The sequence below is a fragment of the Rhizobium sp. CFBP 13644 genome (genome assembly GCF_014842165.1).
Classification (GTDB): Bacteria; Pseudomonadota; Alphaproteobacteria; order Rhizobiales; family Rhizobiaceae; genus Agrobacterium; species Agrobacterium tumefaciens_C.
This window is the reverse complement of the sequence record NZ_JACYVF010000003.1, coordinates 60,991-73,193: the sequence shown is the minus strand read 5'-3', so window position 1 is coordinate 73,193 and position 12,203 is coordinate 60,991. Positions and strand designations below refer to the sequence as shown.

The 12,203-nt window shown below is 56.4% G+C and carries 11 protein-coding genes and 1 pseudogene; 8 read left to right on the top strand and 4 right to left on the bottom strand.

Annotation, left to right across the window (positions count from 1 at the left end; genetic code table 11):
- Window positions 1–141 precede the first annotated feature (141 nt).
- Genes IFT53_RS09870 through IFT53_RS09840 form a run of 7 tightly spaced genes read left to right on the top strand, consistent with a single transcriptional unit; the run spans window position 142 to window position 6,527 of the window.
- The gene (locus tag IFT53_RS09870) at window positions 142–1,620 is read left to right on the top strand and encodes an NAD-dependent succinate-semialdehyde dehydrogenase (protein WP_446737671.1); all 1,479 of its coding nucleotides are present in this window, start codon (window positions 142–144) and stop codon (window positions 1,618–1,620) included.
- 10 nt (window positions 1,621–1,630) lie between these two features.
- A complete protein-coding gene (locus IFT53_RS09865; RefSeq protein WP_431768228.1) occupies window positions 1,631–3,031 on the top strand; it encodes an aspartate aminotransferase family protein in 1,401 nt (466 codons plus the stop codon).
- Window positions 3,032–3,060: 29 nt separating this feature from the next.
- Window positions 3,061–3,837, top strand: a complete 777-nt coding sequence (locus tag IFT53_RS09860) for an amino acid ABC transporter ATP-binding protein (protein WP_192064552.1) — start codon at window positions 3,061–3,063, stop codon at window positions 3,835–3,837.
- Window positions 3,838–3,879: 42 nt separating this feature from the next.
- Entirely contained in the window at window positions 3,880–4,698 is an 819-nt protein-coding gene (locus IFT53_RS09855; protein ID WP_192064551.1) for a transporter substrate-binding domain-containing protein, read from the top strand.
- Window positions 4,699–4,755: 57 nt separating this feature from the next.
- On the top strand, window positions 4,756–5,469 hold the full coding sequence (locus tag IFT53_RS09850; protein WP_192064550.1) for an ABC transporter permease subunit: 714 nt from the start codon (window positions 4,756–4,758) through the stop codon (window positions 5,467–5,469).
- Between the two features lies 1 nt (window position 5,470).
- Window positions 5,471–6,151 carry an ABC transporter permease gene (locus tag IFT53_RS09845; protein ID WP_192064549.1) on the top strand — a complete coding sequence of 227 codons (681 nt, stop codon included), beginning with the start codon at window positions 5,471–5,473 and terminating at the stop codon, window positions 6,149–6,151.
- Window positions 6,152–6,173: 22 nt separating this feature from the next.
- Window positions 6,174–6,527 (top strand): cupin domain-containing protein, encoded by a 354-nt coding sequence (locus tag IFT53_RS09840; RefSeq protein WP_192064548.1) that lies wholly within the window; start codon window positions 6,174–6,176, stop codon window positions 6,525–6,527.
- 67 nt (window positions 6,528–6,594) lie between these two features.
- On the opposite strand, the gene IFT53_RS09835 is transcribed toward IFT53_RS09840, so the two are convergent.
- From IFT53_RS09835 to IFT53_RS09820, 4 genes and pseudogenes are all read right to left on the bottom strand, one after another.
- The gene (locus tag IFT53_RS09835) at window positions 6,595–7,920 is read right to left on the bottom strand and encodes an NAD(P)/FAD-dependent oxidoreductase (protein WP_192064547.1); all 1,326 of its coding nucleotides are present in this window, start codon (window positions 7,918–7,920) and stop codon (window positions 6,595–6,597) included.
- Between the two features lie 113 nt (window positions 7,921–8,033).
- The gene (locus IFT53_RS09830; protein WP_192064546.1) at window positions 8,034–8,219 is read right to left on the bottom strand and encodes a hypothetical protein; all 186 of its coding nucleotides are present in this window, start codon (window positions 8,217–8,219) and stop codon (window positions 8,034–8,036) included.
- 110 nt (window positions 8,220–8,329) lie between these two features.
- Window positions 8,330–8,590 (bottom strand): annotated as a pseudogene (locus IFT53_RS09825) (IS3 family transposase); the annotation flags it as partial.
- 148 nt (window positions 8,591–8,738) lie between these two features.
- Complete coding sequence (locus tag IFT53_RS09820; protein ID WP_192064545.1) at window positions 8,739–11,927, bottom strand: putative Ig domain-containing protein; 3,189 nt, start codon at window positions 11,925–11,927, stop codon at window positions 8,739–8,741.
- Here IFT53_RS09820 and IFT53_RS09815 point away from each other — a divergent pair.
- A complete protein-coding gene (locus IFT53_RS09815) occupies window positions 11,872–12,162 on the top strand; it encodes a hypothetical protein (protein ID WP_192065041.1) in 291 nt (96 codons plus the stop codon). The genes IFT53_RS09820 and IFT53_RS09815 overlap by 56 nt on opposite strands.
- Window positions 12,163–12,203: the final 41 nt, after the last annotated feature.

The following is a 12,203-nucleotide window of genomic DNA, read 5'->3' as shown; positions in this document are numbered from 1 at the left end:
AGTTATCCGCATAATTTCGTCGTTGAGTGCCGTTATAAAGCAGGATTTCTGCATCTTGACCAGATCAGAAGATCAAATCCTGCGTAGGAACCAGCCTAGACTTCGCTATGTGCAGAGTTAAGGGATCGTTAAATGTTACACGTGGAGAAGACAGCGCGACGCGCTCTCAATGATCTGAACGATCCGAACCTCTTGCGCTTCAAGCCTTACATTGCCGGGTTTTGGCGCGAAACGACTGCCTCAACTGGCGTTGCCGACCCTGCCACAGGGGATGAGATCGCCCGCGTTGGCGACTGTGATCTGGGCATGCTCGATCAAGCCATTGATGCAGCACAAATCGCCTTCAAGACATGGCGGGCTCTTCTGGCCCGCGAGCGCAGCCAGGTTCTCCTGTCCTGGGCTGGGCTCATTCGTCAGCATGCTGGAGACCTCGCCACGATCTTGACCGCAGAGCAGGGAAAACCGCTTGCCGAATCCGAGGCGGAAATCCTCTACGGTGTCGGTTTCATCGAGTGGTTTGCGGCTGAGGGTGAGCGTGCCTATGGCGAAACGATCCCCACCCACAAGGCCGCCAGCCGTCTGTTCGTGTCCACGCAGCCCGTCGGTGTCAGCGCGGCAGTAACGCCGTGGAATTTCCCAAGCGCCATGATCGCCAGAAAGGCGTCTGCCGCGCTGGCTGCGGGATGTCCTGTCATCGTCAAACCTGCGCCCGAAACGCCTTTGTCGGCATTGGCGCTGGCTGAGCTTGCCCATCGCGCCGGGTTCCCACACGGTGTTTTTCAGGTCGTGACCGGCGAGCCCGCGCTTTTGACGGGCGGTCTTCTCGCTGACGAACGTGTCAGGGCGTTTTCGTTTACAGGATCAACCGAAGTCGGTCGCCTGCTCCTTGCAAAGGCAGCCTCCACCGTCAAAAAAGTCTCGATGGAACTGGGTGGCCATGCGCCCTTCATTCTCTTCGATGACGCCGATCTTGATGCCGCTGTCGATGGATGCGTCGGCGCGAAATTCGCCACATCGGGCCAGGATTGCCTCGCAGCCAACCGGATCTATGTGCAGGACGGTGTCTATGATGCCTTTCTCGACAAGTTTCAGAGGCGCGTCGCCCGCCTGAGAATGGGGCAGGGGTTTGAGGCTGGTGTCGATATCGGGCCAATGACGAAAAAGTCAGTTGTTGAGAAATGCCGCCTCCACATTCAGGACGCAGTCGATAAAGGCGCACGGATGCTCGTTGGTGAAATCCCTGATCCGGCAGCGGGTAACTTCGTTGCTCCGACCCTCTTGGCCGATGTCACGCACGACATGCTGATTGCCTCGCAGGAGACCTTCGGGCCGGTTGCCCCGGTCATTCGCTTCACATCCGAAGATGAGGTGCTGGCCCGGGCCAATGACAACGAAATGGGGCTGGCGGCCTATGTCTACACCCGCGACCTGAACCGCGCGATGCGCCTTTCGGACACGCTCGAATACGGAATGGTCGCCATCAACACGCCGTCCTTCACCGGCGCGCCTATTCCGTTTGGCGGCTGGAAACAATCGGGTCTGGGGCGAGAGGGTTCGCGCCACGGCCTGCAGGAATTCATGGAACTCAAATATGTGTGCTTCGGCGGTCTCGCCGCGTAAGGAAATGACAATGACAAATATTGCTGAAATCGCAGAAATGGACCGCAGAACGGTTCTCCATCCTTTCACATACCTGAAAGACTACGCTTCCGGTGAAACCGATCCGACCATCATGGAAACCGGCAAGGGTGTGCGCATCAAGGATGCCACCGGCCGGGAATTCATCGATGGCTTTGCGGGCCTTTATTGCGTCAATATCGGCTATGGCCGCACCGAGGTGGCAGAGGCCATTGCCCGCCAGGCCTACAAGCTCGCCTATTACCATTCCTACGCGGCCCATACGACGGAAGAGCTGGCGCGACTGTCAGACCGGCTCGTCAGAATGGCGCCGGGCAATATGTCCAAAGTCTTTTACGGACTTTCAGGATCAGACGCGAACGAGACACAGGCTAAAATCGTCTGGTATTACAACAACCTTCGGGGCCTGCCGAAGAAAAAGAAGATCATCGCACGCGAGCGTGGCTATCACGGTTGCTCCGTTGTTGCCGGTTCCATGACTGGTTTGAGCTTCTATCACGAGCATATGGACCTTCCGGTTTCCGGCATTCTGCGCACCGGTGTCCCGCATTTTTACCGGGGTGCCGTTCCCGGCGAAACCGAAGACGCTTTCTCGCAGCGTCGTGCAGACGAGCTGGAAGCGCTCATCCTGGCGGAAGGCCCTGAAACAGTGGGTGCCTTTATCGCAGAACCGGTCCTCGGAACCGGCGGCATTACCCCACCCCCGGCAGGTTACTGGGCAAAAATCCAGGCTGTTCTGAACAAATACGATGTGCTGCTTATCGCCGATGAAGTGGTTTGCGGGTTCGGCCGCACAGGCGCCATGTTCGGCTCTGATCTTTATGGCATGGAGCCGGATCTGGTCACTGTCGCCAAGGGTCTGACGTCAGCCTATTTCCCGCTGTCTGCCGCCATCGTTTCCCAGAAAGTCTACGATGTGATGGAAGAAGCGACACCGCGCGTTGGCTCCTTCTCCCATGGTTATACCTACTCGGGTCACCCCATCGGCGCTGCCGCCGCAAATGCTGTTCTCGATATCGTGGAGCGCGAGGATTTGGCAGGCCAGGCGGCAACCAAGGGCGCCTACTTGATGAAGCGGCTGAGAGCGGAATTCGAGCAGAACCCGATCGTCGGTGAAATACGTGGTGTGGGAATGCTTGCGGCGATAGAGTTCGTATCTGACCGCGGCACCAAGGCGGCGTTCGATCCTTCCCACAAGGTTGGAGCGCGCATCTCGCAGGCGGCTCGCAACCGCAATCTCATTGCCCGTGCGATGCCTCACGGCGACATCCTTGGCTTCGCTCCGCCATTGGTCATGACAGAAGGGGAGATTGACGAGATGGTTTCGATCGCAAAAGCTGCGGTTGACGAGGTCTTGCTTGAACTGGATGCGAAAGGTGCCATTGCTGGCTAAGTGTTCAGCTCCTCGAAAGGGTGTCATGCATGAACGAGGTTCTAAAGGTCCATGGACTGACAAAGGCTTTCGGCCTCACGAAGGTTCTTGATGGCATCAGCTTTTCCATGAATGAAGGCGAGGTCATCTCCCTGATCGGATCGTCGGGATGCGGCAAGAGCACGGCCTTGCGCTGCATCAACTTTCTGGAAACGCCGACGTCAGGGCAAATCGAGTTTATGGGGCAGGCAGTCTCGGTCAGCTGTAACAAGCACGGTGAGAGCGAAATCGCCAACGCCGCCCTTGTCAGGATGTTTCGGCAGAAGATCGGAATGGTGTTCCAGAGTTTCAACCTCTGGCCCCACCGAACCGTCATCGGCAATGTTACCGAGGCGCTTGTCTATGTGCTGGGCATGGACAAGAAGGAAGCCGAAGACACGGCCCTTTCTGCCTTGGCAAAGGTCGGCATGGCAAGCTTGCGTGACCGGTATCCGCACCAACTCTCGGGCGGGCAGCAGCAACGGGTCGCCTTCGCGCGCGTATTGGCGATGCGGCCAAAACTGATGCTGTGTGATGAACCGACATCGGCACTCGATCCTGAACTCGTCGGTGAAGTGCTCAAAGTTATCAGAACATTGGCTGAGGAGGGTGCCACAATCCTCCTCGTCACACATGAAATGCGGTTCGCACGCGATGTGTCGAACCGGATGATATTCCTGCAAGAGGGTCGCCTCGTGCAGGATGACGCACCGGAAGAACTGCTGAAAAACCCCGCAACAGATGGAGTACGGCGGTTTCTATCGAGTGTCATGCCGGCCGACGCTTGAAAAGCGTCACGTCAAGACAACAACCATAAAAGGGAAACAGACATGATCATCAGCAAACTCATCAAATCAACTTTGACAGCCACCCTGCTTGTCTCCGCGCTGGCCACAGCCGCATCGGCCAAGGATGGCGTTCTTCGTATCGGCACGGAAGGCGATGCGCCAAAATTCAGCATGGCCGATGCCAGTGGCAATGTGACCGGCTTCGATGCCGATATCGCCAACGGCATCTGCGCCGAACTGAAATTGAAATGCGAGTTCGTGGTGCAGGCCTTCAGCTCGCTGGTACCATCCATGGATAGCGACCGGTTCGACGTCATCATTTCCGGCCTTAGCATTACGGATGAGCGCGCAAAGAAGATCGATTATTCCATTCCATATGCCACAACGCCGCAATATTTCGTGGTTGCAAAGGATTCACCCATCGCCAAGCTCACAACACTGGCAGAAGTGCAAAAAGCGCTTGCCGGAAAGAGCGTTGGCGTTGTCAACGGCACCACCTATGCCAAGTTCGTCCAGAAGACGGTTCCCTCGGCAGACCTGAAGACCTACGACGCCACGACGCAGCAACTGGCAGATTTGTCCAGCGGCCGCATCGATGCCGCCTATAGCGACTCGCCGACCGTCATGGATTTCTTGGCAACGGCCGATGGCGCAAACTTCGCAAAAGTCGAGGTGAAGGTCATGGCCATGGATGACCCTGCCACCCTCGGCAAGGGCATGGGCGTTGGCATGAAGAAGGGCAACACGGAACTGAAGACGAAAATCGATACGGCACTCTGCAAGATGATCAACGATGGCCAGGTGAAGAAGGCCTCCATGCAGTGGTTCCAGGACGACTACACCATTCCCTGCAAGAAGTAATATTTGAAGGCGAGACCTGCCTTGGCGTGTCCCGGGCAGGTCGTGGGATGGTGAAGAATGCTGGCTGATTTCTGGGTGTTAATGGCGCAACAGGGCTGGGCGCTCGCTCTGTTGCGCGGAAGTGCGGTTACGATTGCGATCGGGCTGCTAGGCATGTCATTGGGATTTATCATCGCAACGCCATTGGCGGTCTTGCGCTGGCAAAAGGTCATCGTGATTTCGCAGCTGGTCGATGCCTACAGCATCGTCGTGCGCGGCGTTCCCGGCCTGATGGTGATCTATCTGTTGTTTTTCGGGTCCGTCGATACGGTAAAAGCCGTGGCGACGGTGTTTGGTTATCAGGACGCGGTGGATAGCGCCTATCCATATATTGTCGGGGTCATCGCCATCGCAGCGATCTCCTGCGCCTATTCCATCGAGGTCATCAGAGGCGCACTCCAATCGGTGCCATCGGGTCTGCTGGAGGCGGCAAAATCGCTCGCCCTGCCGCGCCACATCACCTTTTATCGCATTACCTTTCCGCTGGCATTGCGCTTGGCGCTGGGCGGTATCAACAACGTCTGGCAGATGACCATCAAGGATACATCTCTGATTTCAGTGGTGGGGCTACAGGAATTGATGAGAACGGCAGCCATCGGTGCCGGCATCACGCGCTCCCCCTTGCTGTTTTATTGCATCGCTGCCGCCTTGTTCTTCCTCATGACTGCGGTCAGCCAGACACTTTTCTCCAAAGCGGAACGCGCGCTCAATCGCGGTTTCGGAGGGCGGTGACATGGACCTTGATATCTTGAGCTATGCCCTTCCATTTCTCCTCACCGGCGCCAAGACGACCCTGCACATTGCCGTCTTCGGCATTGTCCTCGGTTTTCCGTTGGGCATCCTGACGGGGCTCTGGCGGGGATCAAAGAACCGTGCCTTGCGAAAAATCTGCGATGCCTATTGCGCTGTCTTTCGCGGTACGCCGATGCTGGTGCAGATCTTCGTCATCTATTACGGCTTGGCGCAGGTGGATTTCATCCGGCACAATACCGTTTTGTGGTGGATGATTGGCGATGGGTTGCACGCAGCCATTCTTGCTGTGGTGCTGAACACCGGTGCCTACACGGCTGAAATTTTCCGCACCGGTTTCCTGTCTCTTCCCAAGGGCCTGATCGAGGCTGCCGAAGCCTGCGGCATGTCGCCCTGGATTGTGTTCAGAAGGGTAAAGTTTCCGCTGGCCCTGCGGCAGGCCCTGCCAGCCTATAGCAGCGAGGCTGCCATCATCGTCAAGGAATCCAGCCTTGCCTCCACGATCACCGTTCTGGAAATCACCGGATATTCCAAGCGCCTGATGAGCGAGACCTTCGCCATCATGGACATCTTCATCCTCACCGCCGTTCTCTACCTCGCCATGAACGTCATTGCCCTCACGGCCATCAAGCTCCTTGAACGTCGCTTGTCCTTCGTTCGCTAGTCATCACCAGAAAGGATACACCATGTCAAAACTCACCTTTTTCGATGAGAAAAATCTCCCCGAACCACGAAAAGGTCAGCCAGCCGCTGACAGGCTTGTGGAGGGCGATCCCCAGTTCCTGACTTGGGACATTGCGCAAACCGAGGATGGGGTTGTTCGTTCCGGCATCTGGGAAGTCACGCCAGGCGCATACCGCTCCATCAAGGGCACGACATTCGAGGTCTGCGTTATTCTCTCAGGCGTATCGGAATTGATTGAAGACGGCTGCGAGCCGCGCCGTATCGTCGCCGGTGACAGTTTCGTTATGCACCCAGGCTTTACCGGCGTCTGGAAAGTCATTGAAACCACACGCAAATTGTGGGTTTGCCGCGACTGATGAAGGCTGGTCCCGGGCGTAGATCACCGTTTCTGCGCCCGGCACTTCTTAGCCTGTCTGAGACTGCTCAGAAATCGCCAACATTGATCTTCGAGCTATCGGAGAAGCGTGACAGGCGGAACGGCGTGGGATCGACAGTTGGTTGATCGCCCGCCACCAGTTCAGCCGCAAGGTGACCAATGCCCGGACCGACCCCAAAGCCATGTCCCGAGCAACCGGCTGCCAGATAGACGCCATCGATGCTGCCAACCGGCGATATGACCGGCACCGCATCCGGCGTCGAGTCAATGTAGCCTGCCCATGAAGAGGCGATACCCGCGCTGGCAATCGTCGGAAACATGGCTGTCACCCGCTTCATGATGAGAGCGATTGTTTTTGCATTTGGGGCCGGATCCAGCACGCGCATGCGCTCAAACGGCGTTGGCTTGTCGAGGCTCCAGTTGCCCAGCGCTTCCGGGCCTTCGAAAAACGAGCGACCGATGCCGATCTCAACCGCCTTCAGGCGTTTGATGAACATCGGCATGAATGGACGCGCGTAACGGATACCCTGTGGCGTGATTTCGAGCGTTGCCTTGCCGCTGATGGCAATCGTGTAGGTGCCATCGATGCGGCGGGTCATGGCAAAATCGGATGTGTAAACAGCGTCGCCGAGATCCGGTGCCGGACCTGTCCTCATGGATGTCTGACGAACGCTGGCCTGCGGCATCGAAACGGCATATTTACGCATGAAAGTGGACGCCCAGGCCCCCGCAGCGCACAGAACTGCATTGGTGCGGATGAGGCCGTGTTCCGTAACGACGCCGGTAACCTGTCCATTGGTCACATCAAGACCGCGCGCCGCGCAGTTTTGATGAATGGTCGCGCCCAGCTTACGCGCGCCTTCCGCAATCTGCGGGGCCGCAAGCCATGGTTCTGCCTTGCCGTCTTCGAAAGCATGCACACCGCCAACCCATTTGCGGCCGCTGGCCGACACAACCGTTGACATTGCTTCTTCACCCGTCAGCATGCGAGTGTTGACGCCGAACTGTTGACCAATCTTGCGCCAGGATTCCCAGTCAGCCAGTTGCTTCGGGTCGGATGTCACATAGGTCAGCCCGCAACGACGGAAGCCCAAGTCGAGCCCGATGTCCTTTGTCATCTCGTCCCAAAGCCTGAGGGAGAGATTGGCGATTGGCATTTCCCGCGCATCGCGGTTCTGGCGGCGGCACCAGCCCCAGTTTCGGCTGGATTGCTCGCAGCCAACATAACCCTTTTCGATCAACGCGACAGACAAGCCGCGTTTCGCCAGAAAATATGCCGCACTGGCACCAACAATTCCACCACCGATAACGACGGCATCGACGGACTGGGGAAGCTTTTCATCGCTGCGGATCTGGTGAATAAAAGGTGCCATCTATGCCTCTGCTGAGTACTCGCACCATTATCCCAAAATCATACCGCAGAATACGCTTCTAAAAGCATCGCTTTAGCGTTTTGTGCCAAAGAAGCCTGCCGAACCAGAAGAAATTATGCGCCGTGGTTCGCGTAATATATGCCGAAATTGACAGCGAGCATGATCAGCAACATGGCAGCTGTGGCAGCGATAAAATAAACCATCCGCTTCAGAAAGCTCCAAGGCTTGTTCTTGCGGCTGAATGCTGCAAATCCGGCAGCGCCGATTGAAATGCCGATGATGGCAGGCAGTGACATCATTTTATTGTGCCTTCTGGTTGTTGCTTTCCATTGCGGATTAAACATCCGTGTTTTAGCTCTTTCCAAAATTGATCGCATAAGTCAAGATTCCGAGCATGAGGCGGAAGCGGATAGCCGAACCGTCGCCGCTCATTGGCCAGATTGCGCAACTTCGCTCTCAACTCGACCTCCGGCGGTCGAGAGGGCCGATAGCGTATCGTCTTTCCATCGGCAGATATGATCTGGCAGGCCCGCCATTCCGAAAGCCCCATCACGGCCTTCAGATGCGCCACGGCTTCACGCTTCGCGGCAGTCCCTATCATTTTTTCGAGAAGCTCACGAAGAGCGGCAACGTCCAGCATCTACTCTGCCAGTTGCTGCTTCAGCCTGGCGCTGGGCTGGCGCAGTTCGCGGCTATGATCGGGCTTGAGTACGAAAGCGTAACGCTCTTTCTCACAATCATCAGCCGGCCCAAAGGCCGGCTGAACTCGAAACGCGTACACTGTCGCCCGACTGCAATCTGGACCATCCTGTCAGGTTTCAGAACCGCTTGCTGATCCGACCGCGCGCGCCTCCAGACTTATCGCCATCGCCTTCGATATTGAACAGAAGGCTGAAGTCGATGGTCCACTCGTTCACTGTCGCAAGAGAAACACCTGTTGAGACTGAGCCGAACTCGCCGGAACCATCGATGCCTGAGAAGCCGCCGGTCAACCCGATTTTTGGCTTCAGTTTAGTGTCGTTGCTCAGCGTGTATTCCCGGGCAATTTCTCCGCCAAAACTGACCCTGAATTGTTCCGATGTGAAGCCACCGAGGGTCAGCGCATCACCGTTGGCATTGGATACCGTATAATCTTCAATATCTTCAGAGAAGTAGACGGCCCGCAGCTTAGGCGTGAGCACCGTTGTGCTGTCCAGATACCATTGCCCCTTGATCGAGGTTTCGGCCATCCAGCGTCGGCTATCAAATTCACCATCCCAGAACTCAGTGTCGATATCGTTGGCCGATCCGCCGTAGAGCAGGCTGGTATCCCAGAACACACCCTTGCCAATCTCAAACGAGGTATAAGGACCCGCCAGCCAGCCGTTGCCCGTAAGCTCTGAACCGTCAGCGGTCGGGTCGGTCATTCTGTCCAAGTGGAACGACATGCCGACGAGGGCCTTGTCAGTGATGAGATAATCAACCCCTGCCGAAAGCATGGCGAAGCTTCCCCATTCGTTGTCGTTTGCGGGGCGGTTATGCAACATCAGCGTTCCATTGAGCCAAATGTTGAACGGCGACGGAGCAATTTCCCCGGGTTCATTGATTGACGGGCTGTCAGCATTGTTTCGAGCTGCCTCCAATTGCGCAAGGCTGGTCGAGAAGCCGAGTGTCATGCCGTTGGAGGATGGCGAAATCCGTGTTGTGACTGGTTCCTTGGCGCTCTCGGCGTTTCTCCGTTCCAGAAGGCCGGGAACGTTGATCGCCGATGAAATCATGCTTTGGCGTGATTTCACAAAATCCCTTACCTCACCGTCGATCTGGGTGACCACCTGGGCTGGATCGTAGCTGAGATTATAGGTTACCGTACCGGTGCTGCTGCCGAGACCGCTTGTGAGGCTGAAGGTGATGACGACAGAGCCGGAATAACCCGTTGTTGGCGTAAACTTCAGATACCAGCCAACAGGCGCGACAGGTCCGACCTGTGCATAGTCACCCATTGTCAGTGTGGCCGTGCCTGCATTTGGCGGCTGAACTGAAACAAGCTGTCCGCTGTTGAACGGTCCCCCGGTCGCGCGCTTGTCCAAACGGGTGTCAGGAGGCGCGGAGCCGCTTGGCACGTCGACCACTTGATCGGAAACGCTAACAGCCCGTTGCTTCACTTTCAGCGTGTAGATGGCCGTTGCGTCTGCACCGTTTGTATCCATGACTTTGACCGTAAAGGTGTAGTCATTCTGCGTATTGGCCGCCAGCGTACCCGAGAGTTCCCCCGATTGGCTGAGAACCAGTCCGTTGGGCAGGGTGCCGGTGCCAGGCAGCACGCTAAAGGTCAGCGGGGATGTGCCTCCCGATACATTAATCTGCTGCTCGTATTCTTCACCTGCCATTGCGTCTGGCAAAGCACCTGCCGCTGGTGAAAAGGTGAATGTTGGGGCTGGCGCGGTTACCGTGATGGATACGGTTGCCGGAGTGGACGTGCCGCCGGTGTTTGTGGCGGTATAGGTAAAGCTGTCCGAGCCGGAGTATCCCGTTGTGGGAGTGTAGGTGATGCTGGTGCCGGAAGCGGTCGCAGTGCCGTGCGATGCCTGAGATGCAACCGCAACGCCTGTGGCAGTTCCACCCGTGATGTTGAGTGTGATGATATTGGACGAGCTGTTAGCAGCAACGGGCGCCGTTACGGGATTGGCGATAGGGGCTGGAATTGCAGCTGCAATGGCGAGGTTGTAGGTCACCGTGCTTGTTACATTGTTTGCATCGGTTGCCGCTATGGTGAAGCTGTAATTCCTAGCCGTCGTTGGTGTGCCGCTCAGTAAACCTGTTGTTGGATCGACGGTGAAACCTGTGGGCAGTGTGCCTGATGTTACGGCATAGGTATACGTTCCTGAGCCACCGGATGCAGTGATGGTTTGGGTATACCTCGTTCCCACAGTGCCTGGTGTCAGTGTACCCGCCGCTGGCGAAAAGGTGAATGTTGGGGCTGGCGCGGTTACCGTGATAGATACAGTTGCCGGAGTGGAGGTGCCGCCGTCGTTTGTGGCGGTATAGGTAAAGCTGTCCGAGCCGGAGTATCCCGTTGTGGGAGTATAGGTGATGCTGGTGCCGGAAGCGGTCGCAGTGCCATGAGATGCCTGAGATGCAACCGCAACGCCTGTGGCAGTTCCACCCATGATGTTGAGCGTGATGATATTGGACGAGCTGTTAGCAGCAACGGGCGCAGTTACGGGATTGGCGATAGGGGCCTGAGGCTTCACGTTCAGGGTATAGGCCGCAGAGGCTGTGGCTTGGTTTGCATCAGTGACAGTGACGCTGAAGCTGAAACTTCCTTGAGTGGTCGGGGTGCCTTCAATGATGCCTGTTTGCGGGTCGATACTAAGGGTTGCTGGCAAGGTGCCACTGACGCCATAGGAATAAGGTTCTGTGCCGCCTGACGTCGTGATGGTTTGTCTGTAGTTCGCGCCCACGTTGGTTGCAGTGAGCGTGCCCGCCGCAGGACTGAAGGACAAAGCAGGCTCATAGGTAAAGGCATTTGATAGCGTAGAGGTATTTGTGCCGTCGGAGACGACAACGTCGACTGCACCTACGGTATGGGCGGGCGTTGTTGCAGTGATCGACGTCGCGCTGATGACGGCGAAGCTCGATGCAGCTGTGGTGCCAAACTTTACGCTTGTGACGTTGGAAAGGTCTGCGCCGGTGATGGTGACAGCTGTTCCGCCACTGCTGCTGCCACTGTTGGGCGAGATGGACGCGATGGCTGGCGGCTGAGGAGCCGCGCGCGTGACCGTGATGGTATAGGTTTTCGTGGCACCATATTCCGGGGTGACAATAACCGTAATTGTTTTGCTGCCAACAGCCAGCGAAACTGGGGATGTTGCCGACGTTCCATTCACCGTGATGGTTGAATTAGGATCGGTCGCACTTGGTGTGACGGTAATAGAGCTTACACTATTGGCTACTGATGTCGTGTAGTCGGTTATGTTTGAGGAAAAGCTTGGCGATAAACTGCCGCTGGAGACGGAAAGCGAGGACAAGGTGGCAGTCGAAGATGCCGCTGTGCAGGTAACTTGCAGTGTAACCTTATTATGGTCCGAAGGGTTGCCGTCGGTTGCGTTGATGTTGATTTCAGCCTGTTTAGCAGATCCAAAAATGACAATACTTGACGATATTGGCGTGTTTCCATTCTCATTGCTTTTATTTAAAACAAAATTGCCATCCACTGCAATTGATGCCGCCGCATTATTGTTGATCGTACCACTGCCTTCATAAGTCGCTGTCCAGCTCAATTTTTCGCCGACAAAAAGAGTGTA